General features: G+C 45.7%; 20 protein-coding genes. 14 read left to right on the forward strand and 6 right to left on the reverse strand.

Annotated features, from left to right (window positions below; translation table 11 throughout):
- Positions 1 to 18: 18 nt before the first annotated feature.
- Positions 19 to 2,601: a DNA mismatch repair protein MutS gene (gene mutS, locus D0T66_RS08205; protein WP_163356943.1), complete on the reverse strand. Its 2,583-nt coding sequence runs from the start codon at positions 2,599 to 2,601 to the stop codon at positions 19 to 21.
- A gap of 148 nt (positions 2,602 to 2,749) precedes the next feature.
- Entirely contained in the window at positions 2,750 to 4,225 is a 1,476-nt protein-coding gene (locus D0T66_RS08210; RefSeq protein WP_163356784.1) for a hypothetical protein, read from the reverse strand.
- A gap of 288 nt (positions 4,226 to 4,513) precedes the next feature.
- On the opposite strand from D0T66_RS08210, the gene D0T66_RS08215 reads away from it, so the two are divergent.
- A complete protein-coding gene (locus tag D0T66_RS08215; protein ID WP_163356786.1) occupies positions 4,514 to 5,095 on the forward strand; it encodes a hypothetical protein in 582 nt (193 codons plus the stop codon).
- Between the two features lie 313 nt (positions 5,096 to 5,408).
- Positions 5,409 to 6,476 carry a CapA family protein gene (locus D0T66_RS08220; protein ID WP_163356787.1) on the forward strand — a complete coding sequence of 356 codons (1,068 nt, stop codon included), beginning with the start codon at positions 5,409 to 5,411 and terminating at the stop codon, positions 6,474 to 6,476.
- Here D0T66_RS08220 and D0T66_RS08225 read toward each other — a convergent pair.
- From D0T66_RS08225 to D0T66_RS08235, 3 genes are read right to left on the reverse strand one after another with little or no spacing between them, the layout of a single operon-like run.
- The gene (locus D0T66_RS08225) at positions 6,468 to 7,046 is read right to left on the reverse strand and encodes a Maf-like protein (protein ID WP_163356788.1); all 579 of its coding nucleotides are present in this window, start codon (positions 7,044 to 7,046) and stop codon (positions 6,468 to 6,470) included. The genes D0T66_RS08220 and D0T66_RS08225 overlap by 9 nt on opposite strands.
- A 5-nt stretch (positions 7,047 to 7,051) precedes the next feature.
- Entirely contained in the window at positions 7,052 to 8,053 is a 1,002-nt protein-coding gene (locus D0T66_RS08230) for a GNAT family N-acetyltransferase (RefSeq protein ID WP_163356789.1), read from the reverse strand.
- A 5-nt stretch (positions 8,054 to 8,058) separates the two neighbouring features.
- Positions 8,059 to 8,892, reverse strand: coding sequence for a 1-acyl-sn-glycerol-3-phosphate acyltransferase (locus D0T66_RS08235; protein WP_163356944.1), 834 nt, complete (start codon positions 8,890 to 8,892; stop codon positions 8,059 to 8,061).
- A 505-nt stretch (positions 8,893 to 9,397) separates the two neighbouring features.
- Between D0T66_RS08235 and D0T66_RS08240 the strand changes: the two genes are divergently transcribed.
- On the forward strand, positions 9,398 to 10,504 hold the full coding sequence (locus D0T66_RS08240) for an FISUMP domain-containing protein (protein ID WP_163356790.1): 1,107 nt from the start codon (positions 9,398 to 9,400) through the stop codon (positions 10,502 to 10,504).
- Here D0T66_RS08240 and D0T66_RS08245 read toward each other — a convergent pair.
- Positions 10,501 to 11,226 (reverse strand): tRNA1(Val) (adenine(37)-N6)-methyltransferase, encoded by a 726-nt coding sequence (locus tag D0T66_RS08245; protein WP_163356791.1) that lies wholly within the window; start codon positions 11,224 to 11,226, stop codon positions 10,501 to 10,503. The two genes, D0T66_RS08240 and D0T66_RS08245, sit on opposite strands and share 4 nt — an antisense overlap.
- A gap of 222 nt (positions 11,227 to 11,448) precedes the next feature.
- On the opposite strand from D0T66_RS08245, the gene lon reads away from it, so the two are divergent.
- From lon to D0T66_RS08300, 11 genes are all read left to right on the forward strand, one after another.
- Complete coding sequence (lon, locus tag D0T66_RS08250; RefSeq protein ID WP_163356792.1) at positions 11,449 to 13,938, forward strand: endopeptidase La; 2,490 nt, start codon at positions 11,449 to 11,451, stop codon at positions 13,936 to 13,938.
- A 102-nt stretch (positions 13,939 to 14,040) separates the two neighbouring features.
- On the forward strand, positions 14,041 to 14,553 hold the full coding sequence (locus tag D0T66_RS08255; protein ID WP_163356793.1) for a DUF4199 domain-containing protein: 513 nt from the start codon (positions 14,041 to 14,043) through the stop codon (positions 14,551 to 14,553).
- Positions 14,554 to 14,557: 4 nt separating this feature from the next.
- The gene (locus tag D0T66_RS08260; protein WP_163356795.1) at positions 14,558 to 15,508 is read left to right on the forward strand and encodes a glycosyltransferase family 2 protein; all 951 of its coding nucleotides are present in this window, start codon (positions 14,558 to 14,560) and stop codon (positions 15,506 to 15,508) included.
- A gap of 13 nt (positions 15,509 to 15,521) precedes the next feature.
- Positions 15,522 to 16,034, forward strand: a complete 513-nt coding sequence (locus tag D0T66_RS08265) for a nitroreductase family protein (protein WP_163356797.1) — start codon at positions 15,522 to 15,524, stop codon at positions 16,032 to 16,034.
- Positions 16,025 to 16,621, forward strand: coding sequence for a manganese efflux pump MntP family protein (locus D0T66_RS08270; protein ID WP_163356798.1), 597 nt, complete (start codon positions 16,025 to 16,027; stop codon positions 16,619 to 16,621). The genes D0T66_RS08265 and D0T66_RS08270 overlap by 10 nt, the downstream gene beginning before the upstream one ends.
- A 99-nt stretch (positions 16,622 to 16,720) precedes the next feature.
- Positions 16,721 to 16,933: a DUF4834 family protein gene (locus D0T66_RS08275; protein WP_163356800.1), complete on the forward strand. Its 213-nt coding sequence runs from the start codon at positions 16,721 to 16,723 to the stop codon at positions 16,931 to 16,933.
- 26 nt (positions 16,934 to 16,959) lie between these two features.
- Positions 16,960 to 17,703, forward strand: coding sequence for a shikimate dehydrogenase (locus D0T66_RS08280; protein WP_163356802.1), 744 nt, complete (start codon positions 16,960 to 16,962; stop codon positions 17,701 to 17,703).
- Between the two features lie 15 nt (positions 17,704 to 17,718).
- Positions 17,719 to 18,561 carry a VanW family protein gene (locus D0T66_RS08285; RefSeq protein ID WP_163356804.1) on the forward strand — a complete coding sequence of 281 codons (843 nt, stop codon included), beginning with the start codon at positions 17,719 to 17,721 and terminating at the stop codon, positions 18,559 to 18,561.
- Between the two features lie 156 nt (positions 18,562 to 18,717).
- Positions 18,718 to 20,061 carry an adenylosuccinate lyase gene (purB, locus tag D0T66_RS08290; protein ID WP_163356806.1) on the forward strand — a complete coding sequence of 448 codons (1,344 nt, stop codon included), beginning with the start codon at positions 18,718 to 18,720 and terminating at the stop codon, positions 20,059 to 20,061.
- An 80-nt stretch (positions 20,062 to 20,141) separates the two neighbouring features.
- Positions 20,142 to 21,557, forward strand: a complete 1,416-nt coding sequence (locus tag D0T66_RS08295) for a pseudouridine synthase (protein ID WP_163356808.1) — start codon at positions 20,142 to 20,144, stop codon at positions 21,555 to 21,557.
- Positions 21,558 to 21,573: 16 nt separating this feature from the next.
- Entirely contained in the window at positions 21,574 to 22,158 is a 585-nt protein-coding gene (locus D0T66_RS08300; RefSeq protein WP_163356810.1) for a hypothetical protein, read from the forward strand.
- Positions 22,159 to 22,187 lie beyond the last annotated feature (29 nt).

Raw genomic sequence — 22,187 nt, forward strand, 5'->3', positions numbered from 1 at the left:
AAAAAATGTGCAGCCTCCCTATTTGCCGGAGACTATTTTCTTTATTTCATTCAGCTTGTTCAATGCTTCCATCGGCGTCAGGTTGTTTATGTCCAAAGACGTAATTTCATCTCTTACCTGACTAAGTACCGGATCGTCCAACTGGAAAAAGTTGAGTTGATAACCTTCCCGCTTCTCTGTGATGTCGGCAATAGGCTTCGATATATCCTGCTGGCGGTTGTCCCGTTCCAGCTGTTTCAGTATATCGTCGGCTCTTTTTACAATACTTTGCGGCATTCCTGCCATTTTGGCAACATGGATACCGAAGCTGTGTTCGCTGCCACCTCGCACTAACTTACGCAAAAATATAACTTTATTGTCAATTTCTTTTACAGAAACGTTATAGTTCTTTATTCGCTTGAACGATTTTTCCATTTCGTTCAGTTCGTGGTAGTGGGTGGCAAAGAGCGTTTTAGCTCTTGCCTTGGGGTGTTCGTGGATATATTCGACGATAGACCAGGCTATCGAAATACCGTCGTAGGTGCTTGTTCCGCGCCCTAACTCGTCGAATAGTACCAAACTCCTCGATGACAGGTTGTTCAGTATATCTGCCGCCTCGTTCATCTCCACCATAAAGGTAGACTCACCCAGCGAAATATTATCCGATGCCCCTACACGTGTGAAAATCTTGTCAACCAATCCTATCTGTGCCGAATCGGCAGGGACAAAACTTCCCGCCTGTGCCATCAGTGTGATGAGGGCAGTCTGGCGCAGCAACGCCGATTTACCCGCCATGTTAGGCCCTGTGATAATGATGATTTGCTGCGAATTGCTGTCGAGCATCACATCGTTGGCAATATACTTCTCGCCGATGGGGAGTTGCTTTTCTATCACCGGGTGGCGCCCGTTGCGGATATCTATCGCATCCGAATCTTCGACAACGGGACGGATGTATTTATTCTCTGCTGCAATCTTGGCGTATGAGAGCAGGCAGTCGATTTGAGCGATAAGGTGCGCATCCTGCTGAATAGCTGTTGTGTATTCCACAAGGCTGGCAACCAAATCGTTGTATAATTGCGTTTCGAGGGCAAGGATTTTTTCCTCTGCTCCCAGAATCTTTTCTTCGTATTCTTTCAGTTCCTGCGTGATGTAGCGTTCGGCATTGACAAGCGTTTGTTTGCGAATCCATCCTTCGGGCACTTTATCCTTGTGCGTATTGCGCACTTCGATGTAGTAACCGAATACGTTGTTGAACGCCACTTTGAGCGAAGGGATACCTGTTATTTCGCTTTCGCGCTGTTGCAGTTTTACTAAATAATCTTTCCCCGAGAAAGCTATCTCACGTAACTCGTCCAGCTCGTTGTTTATCCCTTTGTTGATAACATTTCCTTTAGCTATCAACACGGGGGGATCGAGGCAGATTTCGCGGTGTATGCGGTCGCGTATCTCGGTACACGGATTCAGCTGTTCGCCAATTTCGCGCAGGCTTGCTTCTTCCGATTGCAGGAAAGCGTTTTTGATAGGCTCTATGGCGGTCAATGCCACTTTTAGCTGTACAATTTCGCGTGGACTGACACGGTTGACGGCGACCTTGGAGATAATACGCTCTAAATCTCCGATAAGCGAAAGTTGCGTTTCGAGCAGGTCTTTTAGTTCGGGATCGCGGAAGAAGTATTCCACTACCGACAGCCGCTTATTTATCTGGTCGATATTCTTGAGCGGGAAAACCAGCCAACGGCGAAGCATACGCGCGCCCATCGCCGAAACGGTGCGATCGAGGATGTCGAGCAGGCTCTTGCCGCCTTCGTTCATCGTCGATAGCAGTTCGAGGCTGCGAACGGTGAATTTATCCAAGCGGACATATTTGTCTTCCTCTATGCGCGATAGGGTGGTGATATGCCCCAATTGGTTATGCTGCGTGACATCCAGGTAGTGGAGGATTGTTCCCGCTGCTATGATGGCATTGGTCATCTGTTCGATGCCGAAGCCTTTGAGGTTTTTCGTTTCGAAATGCTGTATCAGGCGTCCGCGGGCGGTGTCTTCGGTGAAAACCCAGTCGTCGAGTTCGAATACGAAGCAACGCACCCCGAATAGTTCGTTGAACAGCTTACGTTTGCTGCGCTCGATAAGGATTTCTTTCGGTGCGAAGTTGGTCAGCAGTTTGTCTATGTAGTCGGCAGGCCCTTCGGCAACCATAAACTCCCCGGTAGAAATATCGAGGAAGGAAACACCTAAAAGGTTTTTGTTGAAGTGGATAGCTGCGACAAAGTTGTTTTCCTTGTGGTTCAGTACATTGTCGTGGATCGAAACACCGGGCGTCACCAATTCGGTAATGCCGCGTTTGACGAGTGTCTTTGTCTGCTTGGGATCTTCCAGTTGGTCGCAGATGGCTACCCGTTTGCCGGCACGGACAAGCTTCGGGAGATACGTATCGAGTGCGTGATAGGGGAATCCTGCCAGTTCGACAAAGGATGCTGCGCCGTTAGCCCTTCGCGTGAGCGTAATGCCCAGAATGGTTGCTGTGGCAATGGCATCTTCGGAGAATGTTTCGTAAAAATCGCCGACACGGAAAAGCAAGATAGCATCAGGGTGTTTTGCCTTGATTTCCAAGTATTGCCTCATCAGTGGAGTTTCCGCGATTTCGGTCTTTTTAGCCACGTTTTATAGTCTGTTTATCGTTTACAATATTGTGCGACAAAGATAGCAAAAAAACTAATAACCGGATATAAAATCGAAAGAGCCACTATTGCAGTGGCTCTTTGCTGTTTTATTATTCTTTCATGCAGCGGACGGGTATAGCGAACTGTTCACTCATAGCTACAGAATAAGCTCCTCCTCCGGCAGCCTCCATCGCTTGGTAATATGCGGTTCCCCACTGTTCTGATCCACCCCATTCATAAGTTTGGGAGCCAGAGGAAGCTATGGGATACATATGTGTACCACTTCCGGTTCGGCCTCCTGTATAGGGGATGTAGCCATAGTCGGGATGTAATGACCCATATGTATCAGGCGTAACATTTGAAAGGTTGGTGTGAGGATTTTGATTATTCTTATCTATAGGTACCCTCCATCCTTCGGGGCAGGGATCGAATTCGGTTTTTCCTCCCTGTCCGGTATAGAGTTTCCATAAGCCGTCAGTCATTGACTGACCGTACATATGGGTTGCATACCACCCGGCTCCTCCACTGTAGTGGTATTGCGGCTCCTTAATGGAATTAGCAAGGTTGTTGCCTGTTCCGGCTGTAGTCGGCGTGTTTTTTACTGATATTCCATCTACAGTTTCGCTGGTAGACGGAATAGCTGTTCCATCGATGTCGTACAACGTACTGGGCGTAGCTATGAAATCCGAAGCGGAAGGGAACGGATCTTTGCGCCCCCATTGATAGCTGAGTCCGATTGTCTTGGGGTTATCTTCGGCTCCGCTAAGCGCTCCCAGCCGGCGATCCATAAATTCGTAGTCGCCGCCGGGTGTTCCGTTGTTGTGTGCGTATGTCGTTCCGTTTTTCTTGGTGTCGGGATCGTAGTCTGTCACCCATAAATGCCAGCTCCAGCGGATAGGCGTTTTACCTTGAGCATCCAATCCGTCGGTGCCGGGTATGCGGATGGCGACAAGGGCATTGCCTGCTTCGTGCAGCGCTCCCTGGCAATCGAGCGTAAGACGCATTACGATAGTTCCGTTTGCCTTTTGGGTAAGGGCTATCTTGCGAAAAAGGTTCGGGTTGTCCTGCCAGAGCAGTTCCACTTCGGCATCGTTGAGCAGGTCTGCCGTATTGAGTGTTGCTACCGAACTCAGCGAAGAGTGGGCTGCCCACATGTTGATAGCTTTTGTTATGGGCACTTCTACGTGATGGCCGAGAGGGATGATGAAGGAGTTTGCCTGAATGCTGGTATTCACTTTCAGGGCGCGTCCGTCACCGGGCACCATCTGCCAGCGTTCCGAATCCCAAACGTATAGTCCTATGCACAATCCGTTGTCTCCGTCGGGGTTGTATACCAGCAATCCCGTATGTGCTTCTTTTTCGGCAGTGGACGAGCCGCCTCCTACGTCGTCTAAGGAATAAGGATCTTTCAGGCTGACGCGTGGCAAGCCTAACCCTTTGGTGGTTGTTCCGTCTTCTTTCAGGTCGAGCAATGCGCCTGCAAGGGGTGGTTGTTTACTGCCGATTGTTACTTGCCCGGAAAGATTTGTTGCGGAGAAGAAAATAAGTGCTATGCATAAGATAGCCTGCGTGAGATGTTTGTTCATAATTATAACGTGTTAATAATATCTCCAATAGAGGAGGTACTGATTTTAATAAATTGTTACTACTATTTACAGAATGCTTTGGTCGTATATGCGATAAAATTTACTTGTCCTTTCCGTTAAAAGCAATATGTGTTAATTGTTTTTTTGAAAAAAAATAATATAGCATAATTCAAAAAACTTTTGCAAAAATAATGTGTTTTCATCCAAATATCCAAGCCGGAATACAAAATACTTTATAAATATTATTGATGAGGTAAAAATAGCTTTATCTATAAAGTAAAAAACATTATGGCAAAGTATAGTAAAGATTTAGCAGAGAAGATATGTGAGTTGATAGAAGACGGTGAAACAACGATAAGCGAGTTGTGTAATATTTTTCAGATTACGCGTAATTGTTTTTATTTGTGGAAGGCCGAAAAGAAAGAGTTTCGCGAGGCATTGCAGAAAGCCGTGGAGAGACGGAACGAGAAATTGTTTTGCCTCGGGCGCGAAATGATACGCCGGAGGTTGAAGGGATATAAGACGGTGACGGTGAAGACGACTTATGTGCCGAGCAAGGTTCACGGCGAAAAGATGGTTGTAGAAAAACAGGTGGTAACCGAGCGCGAGCATGCCATGGATGCTTCTACGCTGAATGTAATACTGAAAAAATCGTATGAGGAGACGGAAAAGGAGTTGAGAGAGTTGCCTCAGCGCCAGCCGATGATTGTGGAGGTGATTGATGAAGAAACAAAACGCGAATTTGAAAAGCTCCAACGGGGCGAACGGGACGAGCTTACGCCCGAAGCGATAGAAAAGGCCCGGCGGGTGAAGGAGGAATATGCCCGCTTGTGTACCGCGCCTCCGCGATTTTCGGATAGGCGGGTATAAAAAACACAGTATCGCGTCAAATTTGTCAAGTTTGTTTATTTTTTAATTTTAAGAGTCCGAAACAGATAGTCGAAATTTATACATACTAAAAATAATCAATTGATTTGTCTTTCCGGGTGAAGCGAGGAATCTCATCACGCTTGGCACTTTTCTTCATAAACCGTGTCGAGATGTTTCAGGCAGGCTTCGGCATGACAGAGTTGCAAATTCTTGCATACTAAGGATGGTGAGAAAACAAAAAGGTAAAAGTCTGTGAAGATTTGCCTGCTTTTACTACTTTTGCAATCAAATGAAATTTTTGAAGCAAAAGATTATGAATAAGATACTATCGATTATAGCCTTGGCGCTTATCGGCGTGTGCAGCCTGAAAGCAGCCGGTTCGGATACGATAAAAGTGATTGCCGTGGGCGACATTATGATGGGGACGATTGTTCCCGATGGTAAGCATCTTCCGCCCAACAACGATTGTTCGCCGCAGTTGAGCGAGGTGAAAGATATCCTTGCGTCGGGCGATATTACTTTCGGCAACCTCGAAGGGGTGCTTACGGATAGTAAGGCGAGCGCCAAACGGTGCAATAATCCGCGCCTTTGCTACACCTTCGGTATGCCTACGAGTTTTGTCAACTGCCTGAAAGATGCCGGTTTCAACTTGTTGAGTGTTGCCAACAATCACGTGGGCGACTTTGGCGAGCAGGGGCGTAAATCGACTGTGGAGACGCTGGATAAGGCGGGTATCCACTATGCCGGATTGAAGGATTATCAGGTGTCTACCACTTTCGCCGTCGATGGCGTGAAATATGGCTTTTGTGCTTTTGCCCCAAACCGCGGAACGGTAGACGTGCGCGATATTCCTGCGGCACAGGAATTGGTACGTAAGCTGGCAGCGGAGTGCGATGTTGTTATCGTTTCGTTCCATGCCGGAGCTGAAGGGGCGAAGTATCAGCATGTGACGCGGAAGCTCGAAACCTTTGTCGGTGAGAACCGGGGAAATGTGTACGAGTTTGCCCACAAGATGATTGATGCGGGAGCGGATATCCTGCTCGGTCACGGGCCGCATGTGACGCGCGCTGTGGAGGTGTACAAAGACCGCTTCATTACCTATAGTATGGGTAACTTTTGTACGTACGACCGCGTGAACATCAGCGGCGTAAACGGGCTTGCCCCGATATTCAAGATATACACCGACAAGGAGGGTAAGTTTCTGAAAGCCGAAGTGGTATCGACCTATCAGACGAAGTACGAGCCTGTACGTATCGACGAGGGCAAGCGCGTGCTGAAGGTGATACAAGACCTCACGAAGCAGGACTTCCCGGAGATGAAAGAGGTGATATCGATTAGTGATGAGGGGTTGATTCTCCCTGCCGGCGGGGGATTAGAATAGCTTCAATTCCTGATAGAGCCGCTGAATGGGCAATCCCATGATATTGAAATACGAACCTGACATATATTCGACCGCCACATAGCCAATCCACTCCTGTATGCCGTAGGCTCCGGCTTTGTCGAGTGGCTGGTACTTGTCCACGTAATAGCTTATCTCGGCTTCTTCCAAATAGGCAAAGCGCACTTCGGACGATACGCTGAATACCTGCTGCTTCCTTTGCGTGAGGATGCATACTCCCGTCACCACCCGGTGCGTATGCCCGGATAGCTCGCGCAGCATCTGCTTCGCCTCTTCCGTATCGGCAGGCTTGCCGTAGACCTTTCCGCCGAGCAGGACAATAGTGTCTGCTGTGATAAGCAGGTCGTTGGTTTGCAGGCGCTCTTTGTAGGCATCGGCTTTTTGGCGGGCAATGTATTCGGCTATCGCTTCACCCGCTAAGGTATCGGGGTAAGACTCGTCTATATCGGGGAGCGTCTCGATGGTATAGTCCAGATCCAGTCCCGAAAGGAGTTCCTTCCTTCGTGGCGAGTTGGAAGCGAGTATGATGTTATATTGCGAGAGGTCTGCCATAGGGTTTATAGCTTCCCTTTCTTCTTCCCTGTCCAGTTGATGGTTTGGCGCAGCTTCTTGAGGAAGCGCTTGGAAGGGTTGTCGCGCAGGTATGATTCGATATGGCGCTTCTTCTTCTCTTCGAGGATGTCTTCCATCGCAATCAGGATGCCTGTCTCTTCCACATTGCCGAACTCGTCGTTGATGGCTGTCCCGAATACGCGCATCTGTGGCGAGAGGCTCATATAGGCATTTACCAGCGGCGGGATATTCAGCCCCAACTTGCGGACGCCCGTGTTGAGTATCTTGTAGTCGGCCTTGAACGAATCGCCCGAGAACATCTCCTGCAGCTTCTTCTCGTTGGAGTTGATAAGCAGCGAATGCTTCGGCCATATCAGTTGTTCGGGATCGGGGAAGTGCTTGTTGAGGAAGTAGAGTATCATGTCGCGCGCCTCTACGTTGTACGTGTCGTACATGGTTACCTTGCCGAAGAAGTATTCCATCGACTGGTCGGCTACCCAGATTGCTCCAAGTCCGTCCCAGAGGTTATCGAGCGCAAAGATGGCGCGTGTTCCGGCACGTGTCGATTGGTAGTCGAGCGTCACGAAAGAGCGTCCCAGCTCGAACGTCTTGGGGAGGTATTCTTTGATGAACTTCTCGGAGAAGTTGAACAGGTGCGACGTGGCTAAATAGGGTTCGCCGTTCGAATCGAAGGTGATATCCGGCCCACAGATAAAGCGATAGCCGCCGATGATCTCTTCGGCTTCGGGATTCCAGACGATAAGTTGCTTGTATGGGTTATCCATCGTATCATATTCGTCTATGTCGACTGCTTTACCTGTGCCTCCACCGTAGAAACGGAAAGCCTCTTCGCGCAGGCGCCCTATCTCCTGCATCACATTCGGCGCGTTGTGTGCCGTGATAATGTAAATCTCATTATCAGCCCGGTTTGTCTTCCGCAGAAACTTGTCCCTACTAAGTTCGGTTCTTAGTATCTGTCTGTTTACTGGTGGTATTATCTTTTCCATGTCTCTTATTTCAGTGTTTTAGCAAGCTCATACGACTTCTCTTTCACATATTCGGCCCATTGCGCTATACTTCTCGACTTGTCGAATGTCGAATAGGGTATAGGCGTCCCGAATACGACAGAGAAGGTTTGATTCCTTTGCTTGAACAATTCGTCGGACAGGAAGAGCATCTCGAGGTTGAACTTTATCCCCAGTGCCTTCCTTATATTTGCAAATCTATAAAAGAATTTCGAATTCTGCCCATGAAAATAGACAGGAACTACATCTCTTTCCGATTCCACAGCCTTTTGGATGAAGCTTTTCTTCCATTCCAGATCGCATATCTTCCCTTTCTGCTTACGCGAGCAAAGTCCTGCGGGAAAGGTAATGATCTGGTTTTCCGAATCGAAAGCTTCATTGATTAAACGTGCATAGTCTTTGGATTGTTTACGGCTGACCGAGTTTATCGGGATGAATATTGAACGGAGGTTCTTGATGTTCATCAACAGATCGTTGACCTGATAACGGATTTTCTTGTCGTACTTCTCGCCGATAATTGCCGAAAGACAAATGCCGTCGAGTCCGCCTAACGGATGATTGGACGTAAATATAAACCGTCCTTCGCGCGGGATATTTTCTAAGCCGTAGACGTTCAGTTTCAGGTTGAAATAGCCGATAACCGATTCCATAAAATCCACTCCGTCTTTGTCGGCATATAGGCGCAGGATCTCGTTTAGCTCGTCTACATGAACTTTACGTTTCAACCAATTGATCAAAAAGCGCGGCGTCTTCCGGTAAATGCCGGGAGCTTTGGTTGCAAAAACTTTATCCAGATCAATATATTGCGGCTCGATGCTCATCGGAGGGATTTCCATATTGTTTCTCAATACAAATTTACGCTTTTTCGACTATATATTAATCAAGTGCGGATAAAATTATCAATAAAGAAAACGATAGGATGAAATTCTTTGCTCCTAAAGTGAAAATATGAACCGGAATAAGCTTATGATAGAAATATCTTGTTCTGCAATTTTTTTTGAATAATTATTCGGAAAATTTAAATGTTTTCTTTTCAGTTCTTTCAATTCAACTTTGTGACATAATTATTATGTTAATTTTCGATTTTTAAAAATATTTAAACATTTGGAGCTTTGTTATGTCAAATTTTTCTATTTCTTTTGCATTGAAAGGGTGTGAAATCAAAATAAAGGTAGATAAATTATGAATGACATGGGCTGCTCCTTTTCTAAGAATGGTTGAGGGCATCAGAAGGAATATCACAAGGTGTTAAAGGAAATGATATCATAATGTTGGTGGTATCTGTTTATATAAAAAGCAAATAGTAATTATACCTAAATAAAAAGAATGAAATTTTCAACGTATTTAGTTGTGCTGTTCAGCGCAGCGGCCATGAGTATTCCGATACTTCAAGCTCAGGTCACTATCGGATCTCATCATCCGCCCATAAAAGGTGCTCTTTTGGATTTGAAACAAAATGATGATGGTTCGTCTTCGAAAGGGTTTGGTTTGCCCCGTGTGCGATTGATGCATTTTATGGGCGATCTTGCCGAATCGATGGGGGTTGCTACGGGAACATATACGGGCGATCATACAGGAATGGTTGTTTATAATGCAGTAGAATTCGATGGAGGTTGCCCGGGATTGTATGTCTGGGATGGTATCCGCTGGGTAGAAATTAATGAGCCGGAACCGGCTCAGGAAACGCATAATACTGTTTTCGACAGAGATGGAAATGAGTACCGGACGCATCTCTTTGGTCCCGCAGGGAGATGGATGGTCGAGAACCTGCGGACGACAACGACAATATGTGGCACGCCGATACCTGAACATGCTGATGCCGATTTCGAGGAAATGTTATATGTATACCCCAAAATGGATGGTGCTTATTCGGTGGGAAAGCCTGCCTATTGGAAGCCGGAATATGGTTTGTTATACAATTGGCGTGCTGCAACCCATAAAAAGAATTTGTCGGATAAAGATCAGGGATATGGATCGGTTGACGAAGAGCCGGTAGGAAGGCAAGGGCTTTGTCCTAAAGGGTGGCATTTGCCAAGCGACCGGGAGTGGAGCCGGTTGGAACAGGAATTAGTAGAGAATGCACATTTATATAGTAGCTTAACTGGTAGTACATGGAATTCTTCATGGAATACAACGAATGGAGCACGCGATGGAGGCGATGTAATGAAATCTCCGATAGTAGTGTCGAATTCACCTCTCTCTTCCACAGGTGGTTCGAGTAATACAAACGGAACAGGTCTCAATATCTATTTGACCGGATTAGGTACGCTATATACAATCAGAGAATATGGAAAAGAAAGCTTTTTCTGGACATCAAGCTATTCCGATTCTAAGCATGCCTGGTGTAGATTTGCGTATCAGAGCATGACTTATGCAAATCGTAGTCAGTCTCCTACAACAACATTTATGTCGGTACGATGCAAGAAGAGTTAATATCTTAGATAGAAGTCTTTAATTAGGTGGACAAAGTCACCCGAATAGACATGCCTTTGTCCTTCTATGATAAGGTTATTATTGAGTACATTATTATGCAATAGAGTTGTGGTTTTATCCAATTCCATCAGTACTCTCTTCGGAGTGGAACCTGGGATTGGATAAACTGTTGTTATGCGGCTTACCGAAAGATTGTTCCTTTCGGCGGCGGCTATCATCCTTTCCTTTTGTTCGTATGGGTATATCAGCGCTATACGTCCCTTGTCAGTCAATAGGCGGGAAGATAACCCGATGAGTTCTTCCATAGGTAACGAATCGGTATGACGGGCCAATGAGCGTTGGTTGTCGGGAGACTTCAACGAATCGATAAAGAAGGGAGGATTGGAAACAATCAGGTCGAAACGCTCAGCAGTATTAGTTGCATAATCAGCTAACGGAATATGCTTGCACGCAATCCTGCCGGCGAAAGGAGATGCTTCGAAGTTCTCATCAGCTTGCAATATAGCGTCCGCATCGATGTCGATAGCCGTTACAGATGCCTGCGGATTTCTTTGCGCCAGCATCAAGGCTATCAAACCGCTGCCTGTGCCGATGTCCAATATTTTTTTTGCATCCGCAGCAGAAGCCCAAGCTCCCAACAATACGCCATCGGTGCCTACCTTCATGGCACATCGTCCGTGCCGGACGGTGAATTGCTTAAATTGGAAGTAGTCGTTAGGCATAGCTTAATTGAAATCTGGTTAAAGAACCGATGATGGGAAAACAAAAGGACTGGTATAATCGTTTCATGATAAACAACTGATGCTTTTGGCGTTTTATATATCGAATTTACGGCACAGAATTTGTATTATAATTATGCCAAAAATAACCATAATTTTATTATTAATCGCTATTTTTGCAAACTCCTCTCTACGAAAGGGGAAATAACTAACAAAAGAAAATATATGTTTCGTAAGAAGAACAACGATATATTCAGCATAGAGGACGGTGGCGACACTATTATCTCGATTGTTACAAACGATTTGGACGAGAACGATTGCCATATCGACGAAGCCGATCTGCCCGAAGATCTGCCCGTACTGCCTTTGCGCAATACGGTCATCTTTCCCGGTACGAGTTTGCCGATAGCTATTGCCCGTAAGAAGTCGGTAAAGCTAATCAACGATCTCGAAAAACGAAAAGGACGCTTTGTCGGCCTCGTTTGCCAGAAAGAATCCGATACGGAAGATCCTACTTCGAAAGACTTGTACGAGGTGGGGGTGATAGGCGAAGTGCTGCGTATCGTAGAACTGCCCGAAAGTGATAATGTAACGGTTATCTTTCAGGGAAAGAAGACTTTCCGTATAACCGAATTGACACAGAAAAGCCCGTATCTGCGGACGAAGTATGAATTGCTGAAAACCATTCCTGTAAGGAAAAAGGACAATGAATATAAGGTACTGCTCGATTCTATCCGCGAAATGATGGTGCACATGTTGCGTATGTACGGCGATCCGCCGAAAGACATTGTGCAACGCATCAACAGCGTGAAAGACGGGACTATCCTGGTCAACTATTGTTGTACGAACCTGCCGATTCCGGCGGGCGAAAAGCAGCAGTTGCTCGAGTTGAGCGAAGATAAATCGCGTGCCTACCAATTGCTGATTATTCTCAATCGCGAAAGTCAGATGATGGAAATGAAAATGAACATCCAAATGAAAACCCGCGATGAGTTGAACCAGCAACAAAAGGAATACTTCCTCCAACAACAACTCAAAACCATTCAGGATGAATTGGGAGGAAATCCGCAGCAAGCTGATATTGAGGACTTCCAGAAACGTGCCGAATCGAAGAAATGGAGCAAGGAAGTTGCTGCCGCCTTTGATAAAGAGTTGAAGAAATTGGAGCGTTTGCATCCGCAATCGCCTGATTATTCGGTACAATATTCTTATATACAAACGGTGTTGGACTTGCCTTGGAACGAATATACCGAAGATAATTTCGACCTGAAAAATGCGCAGAAGGTACTCGACCACGACCATTTTGGTTTAGAGAAGGTGAAAGAGCGTATTATCGAACATCTTGCCGTATTGAAACTGAAAGGTGATATGAAATCGCCTATTATCTGTTTGTATGGCCCTCCCGGAGTGGGTAAAACCTCGCTGGGGAAATCGGTGGCTCAGGCATTGAACCGCAAATATGTCAGGGTTTCGCTGGGCGGATTGCACGACGAATCCGAGATTCGCGGACATCGCCGTACATACATCGGAGCGATGCCGGGACGCATCATACAGAATATACAAAAAGCCGAATCATCCAATCCTGTGTTTGTGTTGGACGAAATAGATAAGATGGGTAACGACTTCCGCGGCGATCCGTCTTCGGCCTTGCTTGAAGTGCTCGATCCCGAGCAGAACTCGACATTCCATGATAATTATCTGAATATCGACTACGACCTGTCGAAAGTCATGTTCCTTGCTACGGCCAACAATATCGGGACGATTCCGCAGCCGTTGCTCGACCGCATGGAGATGATCGAAATCAGCGGATACATCATCGAGGAAAAGGTTGAAATAGCCCGTCGCCATTTGATTCCGAAAGAGTTGGAAATACACGGTCTGCCTAAAAAGGCTATCACCATATCGAAAGCGACAATCGAACATATCATCACCGATTACACACGCGAATCGGGTGTGCGCGAACTGGATAAGAAGATTGCCAAGATAATGCGCAAGCTGGCGTTGAAAGTAGCATCCGAAACGGAATACAACAAAACGCTCGAGCCGGAAGAGTTACACGAATACCTCGGTCCGGTAGAATATACCAAAGACCAATATCAGGGTAACGACTATGCCGGTGTGGTAACAGGTTTGGCGTGGACATCGGTAGGGGGCGAAATCCTCTTTATCGAGACGTCTTTGAGTAAAGGCAAATCGAATAAGCTGACGTTGACCGGTAACCTGGGCGATGTGATGAAGGAGTCTGCCGTATTGGCGCTCGAATATCTGCATGCCCACAGCCAATATTTCGGTATCGACGAATCGGTGTTCGAAAACTGGAATGTACACATTCACGTGCCGGAAGGGGCTATCCCGAAAGACGGCCCGTCGGCCGGTATTACGATGGTGACATCGTTGGCATCGGCTTTCACACAACGACGGGTGCGCGCGAATCTGGCTATGACAGGCGAAATCACGCTGCGCGGAAAGGTATTGCCTGTGGGCGGTATCCGCGAGAAAATCCTCGCTGCCAAACGTGCCGGAATCAAAGAGATAATCCTTTGCAAAGAGAATAAGAAAGACATCGACGACATCAAATCGCTTTACCTGAAAGGGTTGAAGTTCCACTATGTGGAAGATATCAAAGAGGTGTTGGATTATGCCCTTCTGAAAGAAAAAGTGAAAGATCCGCTGGACTTGTCTGTAAAGCAGGAGAAAAGCGGCAAGAAGAAATAAAATAGGGAGCGGAAAGTGCAGATGAAAGTTTGCACTTTCGTTTTACAATAAAAACCCTTACATTTGCGTAGTTCAACTATAAATCTTTAAGCATCACCAGATATGAAAGAAAAGAATACTTTGATCCGAAACCTGCTTTTGCGCTATGGTGCGATTATAGGGGCTTTCTGGGTTTTCAAGTATCTTTTCCTTATCGGCTCGGGATTTACCGACCATGTATTTATCTACATATACTACATCCTGAACATCGGTACTTTCCTGCTGATATACATATACTACTTCAAGCTGCGTAAAATATCAGACAGCCTTTGGCGGTGCCTCAAAATGATGATGCTGATATGCTTTATCGGCTCGCTTGTCGAAGGTGTGGTTATGCTGTTGCATTATACGGTTATTCATCCCGAATATTTTTCGGCGAAGGTCACCTTCCTACCGCAGATGTTTGTGGAAACGGTAACAGGTGATGAAACGGGAACCTCTGTCTGGATGCGTATGGTCAGCTCCAAGAGCTTTTATATCATCACCAATGTGATAGGGAAAGTCTTTGTGGGTTCGTTCCTTACACTGGCAATAGCCTTATTCTCGAATAATAAACGAAAACAGGTTAAAGAATAACACTATGGATATATCTATCGTCATCCCTTTGTACAACGAAGAAGAATCTTTGCCCGAACTGGTATCGTGGATACGGCGGGTGATGAAAGAGAACGCTTTTTCGTACGAAATACTATTGGTCGATGACGGTAGCACCGACCGCTCGTGGGATATTATCTGCCAACTGAAAGAGGAGGAAGACGATATTCATGCTATCCGTTTCCGCCGCAATTATGGCAAATCACCTGCTTTGCATTGTGCTTTTGCGCGGGCTAAAGGAGATGTGGTGATTACGATGGATGCCGATTTGCAGGACAGCCCCGACGAAATTCCGGCACTCTACCAAATGGTGAAAGAAGAGCGCTATGATTTAGTTTCGGGTTGGAAGAAGAAACGCTACGACCCTGTTTCCAAAACGATTCCTACCAAGCTGTTCAATGCCACAGCCCGTAAAGTTTCGGGCATCAAATTGCACGATTTCAACTGCGGACTGAAAGCTTACCGGAATGCGGTGGTGAAGAATATAGAAGTGTATAACGATATGCATCGCTATATCCCTGTTTTGGCGAAGAATGCAGGATTCGTAAGGATAGGGGAGAAGGTCGTGCAACATCGGGCACGCAAATACGGCAAGAGCAAATTTATGGGTATCAGCCGTTTCTTCAACGGGTATCTCGATTTGCTGACGCTCTGGTTTCTTTCCACTTTCGGGCGCAAGCCGATGCACTTTTTCGGGTTGCTGGGCTCGCTGATGTTTTTTATCGGCTTTGTGGCTATCCTCATCGTAGGCGGAAGCAAGTTGTATGCCCTTCAACAGGGAATTGCCCACCCGTTGGTGACAAGTTCGCCCTATTTCTATATTGCTCTCACAATGATGCTCTTGGGTACGCAACTGTTTCTCGCCGGCTTTCTGGGTGAAATGATTTCGCGTTCTTCTTCCGAGCGCAACAACTATAAGATAGACGAAGAGATATAAAGATTGACTGAAAATGAAATTGTTAAAACTTATCGAAAACCGTTATTCAGTGCGCAATTACTTGCCTAAAGCGGTGGAAGATGAAAAACTGAACTATATTCTCGAGTGTGCCCGTCTGGCGCCTTCGGCATGCAACAAACAGCCTTGGTTCTTTTATGTAGTGACGGATGAGAATACGAAAAAGGCGATTGCCGGCAGCTACGACAGGCCTTGGGTGCAGAATGTGCCTGTTTTCATTGTTGTCTGCAAAGATTCCGAAGCTTCGTGGAAGCGTGCCGACGGAAAGGATTCGGGCGACATAGATGCTGCTATCACGGCAGAGCATATCTGCCTTGCAGCCGACGAAACAGGCTTGGGTACGTGCTGGATATGCAACTTCGATTTGGAGCGCCTGACGAAAGCGCTCGCCATTCCTGCAAACATGGAGGCGATAGCTATTTTCCCTATCGGCTATGTGGATGAGGAAAAGAGCAAAAAGCCGCAGAAAAACAGAAAAGCACTTGACGAAATAACTAAATGGATATAATCTCGACCATTGTACTGGCCATCGGGCTTTCGATGGACAGCATGGTTATTGCCCTCACCAGTGGCGCTATCATCAAAAACCATAAGCCGCTGAACGTTTTGCGAATAGCCGGTATGCTTGCTTTGATGCAGGCGTCTCTTGCTGTTGCCGGATGGTTTCTGGGCTCTACGGTTGTAGATTATATCAATCTTTACGACCATTGGTTTGCCTTTGCCATTTTGTCATTCCTCGGCGGAAAGATGATATACGACGGCATCAGGCATTGGCATACGGAGGAGGGGAAAAGGACTTTTAACCCGCTCAGTTTTAAAACGATGTTCAGTCTGGCGCTGGCTACGAGTATCGATGCTATGGCTGTCGGTTTGTCACTGTCCATCGTCAATTATCCTATCACCAGACCGGCTGTCGTTATCGGCGTGGTGACATTGATTTTGTCGTCGATAGGAGTTGTGGCAGGAAGCAAAGTAGGAGGACGATACAATCATAAGATTAATGTGATAGGCGGGGTTATCCTCATCCTGATAGGACTTCTTATCCTTGCCGAACATACGATATTCGCTTCCGACGAAATGTTGACGCTACTCTAAACAAAGCTTAAAAGCCCGTTAAAGAATCGAAAGCCCCTCGCATTGTGGCATGATATTTCCTATATTTGAGAAAAGTACAATTATATAAAGCAATTGAACATGGGATTTATCTTTTTACTTGTTTTTGTGATGGCCATATTATGGGGCGTGATGACAGTCTTCTCGTTCTTCAAAGGGGTCTCGCGCGAATATGCCCGTTCCAGCCAGCAACAACAGAACAACAATTATACGCAGGCTAATTCTTCTAAACCTAAAAAGATATTTGACCGCGACGAGGGAAAATATGTGGGCTACGAAGAAATAAATGACTGATATTTTATACGTTAACCTCTATAACTATGCAACAATACGGATTGGTAGGCTATCCTCTGAAACACTCGTTTTCGCAACGCTTCTTTACCGATAAGTTCCGGCAGGAACAAATCGATGCTGTCTACCGGAATTTCGAGATAGCCGACATCGCTTTGTTGCCCGGAATTATCCGGGAGAATCCCGATTTGTCAGGGTTGAATGTTACCATTCCCTACAAAGAAGTGGTTATGCCTTATCTGGACAATATATCGCCTGATGCCGCAGCGATAGGCGCTATCAACGTAATCAAAATAGAGTGGACGGACGGAAAGCCTTATCTTACAGGCTACAATTCCGATGTGATAGGTTTTCAATATTCCATTTCTCCTCTGCTCAATCCGCAGATACATCATAAAGCCCTTATTTTAGGGACAGGAGGTGCATCGAAGGCTGTCCGGCAAGGATTGCTGAATTTGGGAATAGAAGCGACCTATGTTTCCCGCAAGCGCAAAGATAACGTGCTGGCATACGAAGATTTATCCGGGCAGGTGATGAGGGAACATACCGTTATCGTTAACTGTACCCCGTTGGGTACTTTCCCCGATGTAGATACCGCGCCGGATATACCATACAACCTGCTTACGACTAATCACTTACTTTACGACCTCGTATATAATCCGGCAGAGACGAAATTTCTCCGTTTGGGAAAAGAGCAGGGAGCAACCGTTAAAAATGGTTATGAAATGCTTGAATTGCAGGCGCTTGCCGCTTGGGATATATGGAATTCGTAGCCTGCTATAAGAACGATGAATACACATCCCGGGAATAAACGAAAGCTATTGAGTCAGCGCCATCCTGTGCTTTACTTTGTTGCTGTCTGGGCAAGGCGCTTTATGCGTTACGGAGAATGGTATTTCGGCGGAAAAAAGTATGCCAAAGCCCGTTCGCAAGAGAAATTGCCCTATCGGGTAAAGAAGCACCAATCGGTGCTGTTGAAAAAACTCGGCGAGAGCGATATGCAGTTGCAAATCAATAAAGTTACCAACCTGAAGATTGCCGTAAAACAACTCGACGGGATAATCATTCGCCCCGGCGAAACCTTCTCTTTCTGCAAATTAGTCGGGTTACCCACCAAACGAAAGGGCTATCTGTTAGGGATGGAATTGTCTTTCGGAAAGGCGCGTGCCGGTATCGGAGGCGGACTTTGCCAAATCTCCAACCTGATTCATTGGATGGCTATCCATAGTCCCCTCACTGTAACGGAGCGCTATCATCATTCCTTCGACCCTTTCCCTGACGAGGGGCGCGTGCTGCCTTTCGGTAGCGGTGCTACGGTCTTTTATAATTACAGGGATTATCAGTTCACTAATGATACGCCGTATACCTTTCAGATAAACCTCTGGTTTTCGGACAAATGCCTCGAAGGTGAACTCCGTGTCGATAAAGAATTGGAGCACGCCTACCATGTCGAGGAACGCGAGCACGAGTTCCTGAAAATAGGCGATGAATTTTACCGCAAAAATGAGATTTGGCAAAATAAGTTGTTGAAATATCAGGGCGGAAAAGTAGTAGAAAGCAAGTTGGTGATGAAAAACTTTGCCCGCGTCATTTATGTCCCCAATGAATATAAGGAACAGACAGAAGACTAAAATTGCTTAAAAGATGAAAAAGTGTTACGCACAGTTGGTTTTTTAGCGAATAAAAATTGTATATTTGTAGTCGGTAAAACACGATAGAAAACTAAGTAGCGATACTTTTTAGATATTATAAAGCTGGATTTTAGAATTAGAAAATAAACAACTGACATGAAGTTATCACCTTTGACATCCATTTCGCCTATAGATGGACGTTATCGCAATAAAGCGGAAATATTATCACAATATTTTTCTGAATATGCGCTTATAAAATACCGCGTAAGAGTAGAAATCGAATATTTTATTGCTTTGTGCGAACTCCCGTTGCCGCAGTTGCAGGCAATAGACAAATCGGTGTATCCGAAGCTACAGGCAATCGTAACGGATTTTTCGGAGGACGATGCGCTTCATATCAAGGAAATAGAGAAAACGACGAACCACGACGTCAAAGCAGTAGAATATTTCATCAAGGAGAAATTCGACTTGTTAGGATTAGACGCATACAAAGAATTTATCCATTTCGGGCTGACATCACAGGATATCAATAATACATCTATCCCATTATCCGTAAAGGATGCATTGGAAGAGGTCTATTATCCGATGATGCAACAATTAATAGACTTGTTGAAAAAAGATGCCGCCGAATGGGATGAAATTCCGATGTTGGCGAAAACGCACGGTCAGCCGGCTTCTCCTACCCGTTTGGGTAAAGAAGTAATGGTTTTTGTGAGCCGTATTGAAGGACAAATCAACCTCTTGAAATCAGTTCCGCTTTCGGCTAAGTTCGGAGGAGCGACAGGAAACTACAACGCTCACCGGGTGGCTTACCCTGCATATGATTGGAAAACATTCGGCAATAACTTTGTATCGGAAAGACTTGGATTAGTCCGCGAAGAATATACTACCCAGATTTCGAACTACGATAATCTGGCAGCCGTATTCGACGGATTGAAACGTATCAATACCATAATGGTAGATCTCAACCGCGATTTCTGGCAATATATTTCGATGGAATATTTCAAGCAGAAGATAAAAGCAGGCGAAATAGGTTCTTCGGCTATGCCGCATAAAGTGAATCCTATCGACTTCGAAAATGCCGAAGGAAATCTGGGCATTGCCAATGCCATACTGGAGCATCTGGCATCGAAACTGCCTGTGTCGCGTTTGCAGCGCGACCTTACAGACTCGACTGTGTTGCGGAATATAGGCGTTCCGATGGGACATATACTAATTGCCGTACAAAGTACGTTGAAAGGATTAGATAAGCTTCTGCTCAATCGGAATGCGATACATGCAGACTTGGAGAATAACTGGGCAGTAGTGGCAGAGGCCATTCAAACCATATTGAGACGTGAGGGATATCCAAAGCCTTACGAAGCACTAAAGGAATTGACTCGTACTAACGAGGCCATTACCGAGAGATCTATTACCAATTTTATTAACGAATTAAAAGTATCAGAAGAAGTAAAAGAAGAACTAAAACGAATTACTCCTCATACATATACAGGAGTATAAAAACAGAACCGGCCGAGAGGCTACTAAACAACAAAAACAAATTAAACAATTAAAGTATTTATTTTTAAACAATTAAAGCTATGACAGACGGAGGTAATTACGGCGAAAACCGCGAAGGTTCCGCTTCCCCTGAAAGAAATTTTAATGGCGAAGGATCGCAAGACAATGCAAAGAAGAAACGGCCAAGAGTTGGTGAGTTGAGAAAGCAACCGATAAACGGTGGTGGTAACGACCGCAACCCATACCGCTCTCAATCGAACGAAGGGTATAATAGCAACCGTTCGTATAACAATAACGGCGGCGGCTACAACAACAATGGTGGTGGCGGCTATCGTAATAATAACGGCGGCGGCTACAACAACAATGGTGGTGGCGGTTACCGTAATAACAACGGCGGCGGCTACAACAACAATGGTGGTGGCGGCTATCGTAATAACAACGGTGGCGGCTACAACAACAATGGTGGTGGCGGCTATCGTAATAACAACGGTGGAGGTTACAACAACAATGGTGGCGGCAACTATCGTAATAATAACGGTGGAGGCTACAACAACAATGGCGGTGGCAACTATCGTAATAATAACGGCGGTGGCTACAACAACAATGGTGGTGGCGGTTACCGTAACAATAACGGTGGTGGCTACAACAATAATGGTGGCGGCTATCGCAACAACAATGGCGGTGGTTACAACAACCAACGTGGCGGAAGGCCTCAGGGACAAAAATTTGTCAAGAAATTCGTTGCTCCTGTTAAATACAAGGAGAATATCGATCCTGAAACACCAATCCGCTTGAACAAGTATCTCGCTAATGCCGGAGTATGTTCGCGTCGCGAAGCCGATAGCTATATCACTGCAGGCGTGGTAAAAGTAAACGGAGAAGTAGTAAACGAATTGGGAGTAAAGGTAAAACGCGGAGATTTGGTTACATTCCACGATCAGCCGGTACGCCTCGAAAGCAAAGTATATGTATTGCTCAACAAGCCTAAAAACTGCGTAACAACTTCGGACGATCCTGAAAACCGTCTGACGGTTATGGACTTGGTCAAAGGTGCTTGCCCTGAGCGTATCTATCCGGTTGGACGTCTCGACCGCAATACAACAGGAGTGTTGTTATTGACTAACGACGGAGACTTGGCTTCGAAACTGACTCATCCTAAATTCAAGAAGAAGAAGATATATCAGGTAACACTTGACAAAAATGTTGCTATCGAAGACATGCAAGCCATAGCCGATGGTGTGGAATTGGACGATGGAGAAATCCATGCAGATTCAATCGCATACCAATCCGAAGATGTATTGAATGTCGTAGGCATCGAAATTCACTCGGGACGTAACCGTGTAGTACGCCGTATATTCGAAAAACTCGGCTACCAGGTTATCCGCCTCGACCGTGTATACTTTGCCGGACTGACTAAAAAGAATCTCGGACGTGGCAAATGGCGTTACCTGACAGAAAGAGAAGTTAACATGCTTCGTATGGGAGCATTTGAATAAACTAAACTTTTTAGTTATGGAACAAAATTCATTTTCAAGCACACAAAACAACAGTACAGAGAACAAACCGAAAGAGGAAAAGAAAAGCAAGTTAGCTATCGATGAAGATAACGACTTTATCTTCTTGAAAAACTGGCCGCCTGTCGTCCGATGGCTATTGGTTATTCCGATGGGGCTCTTTTTCTTTCTGATAGTACAGTTTACGATCGGTTTTGTTGGCAACAAATTGATGGAATCGCTGAATATCGATTTTATAAGTGTGATTGTCATAGGGGTTGTTGCGTTGGCTAAGTTTATGGCATTCGAGGTAGGTATGGTTGGCGCTGCTCCGGTCAAAAGAGAGCGAAAGGCAAAAGTGGGCGCACTTTTGGCAGTTATACCACTCGTTTTATTGGCTGCTCTTACCTTGCTTATGGTTTATGTAAATGAAAGTCCAGATCTGTTAGAGACCTATTATCCTATGTCGTGTATCATTGCGCAGGTTATAGGAGGTGTATTAGGGATTATCTGGGGTATTTTCTGCCTGAAATCCGATACGGAAGGACGGACAAAAGAATTAGAAGCTTCGGAAAACATAGATAAAATAGGTAAAGACGACTAATTGAGAACAGCTAAGAATATTATTTATAA

The organism is Dysgonomonas sp. 25, from assembly GCF_010501075.1.
In the GTDB taxonomy this organism is placed as follows: Bacteria; Bacteroidota; Bacteroidia; order Bacteroidales; family Dysgonomonadaceae; genus Dysgonomonas.

Excerpts from the sequence above, each read along its gene's own strand:
- purB (WP_163356806.1), top strand. The coding sequence starts at position 18,718 with ATGAAGTTATCACCTTTGACATCCATTTCGCCTATAGATGGACGTTAT.
- D0T66_RS08260 (WP_163356795.1), top strand. The coding sequence starts at position 14,558 with ATGGATATATCTATCGTCATCCCTTTGTACAACGAAGAAGAATCTTTG.
- D0T66_RS08245 (WP_163356791.1), bottom strand. The coding sequence starts at position 11,226 with ATGCCTAACGACTACTTCCAATTTAAGCAATTCACCGTCCGGCACGGA.
- D0T66_RS08270 (WP_163356798.1), top strand. The coding sequence starts at position 16,025 with ATGGATATAATCTCGACCATTGTACTGGCCATCGGGCTTTCGATGGAC.
- D0T66_RS08295 (WP_163356808.1), top strand. The coding sequence starts at position 20,142 with ATGACAGACGGAGGTAATTACGGCGAAAACCGCGAAGGTTCCGCTTCC.
- D0T66_RS08215 (WP_163356786.1), top strand. The coding sequence starts at position 4,514 with ATGGCAAAGTATAGTAAAGATTTAGCAGAGAAGATATGTGAGTTGATA.
- mutS (WP_163356943.1), bottom strand. The coding sequence starts at position 2,601 with ATGAGGCAATACTTGGAAATCAAGGCAAAACACCCTGATGCTATCTTG.
- D0T66_RS08230 (WP_163356789.1), bottom strand. The coding sequence starts at position 8,053 with ATGGAAAAGATAATACCACCAGTAAACAGACAGATACTAAGAACCGAA.
- D0T66_RS08225 (WP_163356788.1), bottom strand. The coding sequence starts at position 7,046 with ATGGCAGACCTCTCGCAATATAACATCATACTCGCTTCCAACTCGCCA.
- D0T66_RS08300 (WP_163356810.1), top strand. The coding sequence starts at position 21,574 with ATGGAACAAAATTCATTTTCAAGCACACAAAACAACAGTACAGAGAAC.
- D0T66_RS08280 (WP_163356802.1), top strand. The coding sequence starts at position 16,960 with ATGCAACAATACGGATTGGTAGGCTATCCTCTGAAACACTCGTTTTCG.
- D0T66_RS08210 (WP_163356784.1), bottom strand. The coding sequence starts at position 4,225 with ATGAACAAACATCTCACGCAGGCTATCTTATGCATAGCACTTATTTTC.
- D0T66_RS08255 (WP_163356793.1), top strand. The coding sequence starts at position 14,041 with ATGAAAGAAAAGAATACTTTGATCCGAAACCTGCTTTTGCGCTATGGT.
- D0T66_RS08265 (WP_163356797.1), top strand. The coding sequence starts at position 15,522 with ATGAAATTGTTAAAACTTATCGAAAACCGTTATTCAGTGCGCAATTAC.
- lon (WP_163356792.1), top strand. The coding sequence starts at position 11,449 with ATGTTTCGTAAGAAGAACAACGATATATTCAGCATAGAGGACGGTGGC.
- D0T66_RS08240 (WP_163356790.1), top strand. The coding sequence starts at position 9,398 with ATGAAATTTTCAACGTATTTAGTTGTGCTGTTCAGCGCAGCGGCCATG.
- D0T66_RS08220 (WP_163356787.1), top strand. The coding sequence starts at position 5,409 with ATGAATAAGATACTATCGATTATAGCCTTGGCGCTTATCGGCGTGTGC.
- D0T66_RS08275 (WP_163356800.1), top strand. The coding sequence starts at position 16,721 with ATGGGATTTATCTTTTTACTTGTTTTTGTGATGGCCATATTATGGGGC.
- D0T66_RS08235 (WP_163356944.1), bottom strand. The coding sequence starts at position 8,892 with ATGAGCATCGAGCCGCAATATATTGATCTGGATAAAGTTTTTGCAACC.
- D0T66_RS08285 (WP_163356804.1), top strand. The coding sequence starts at position 17,719 with ATGAATACACATCCCGGGAATAAACGAAAGCTATTGAGTCAGCGCCAT.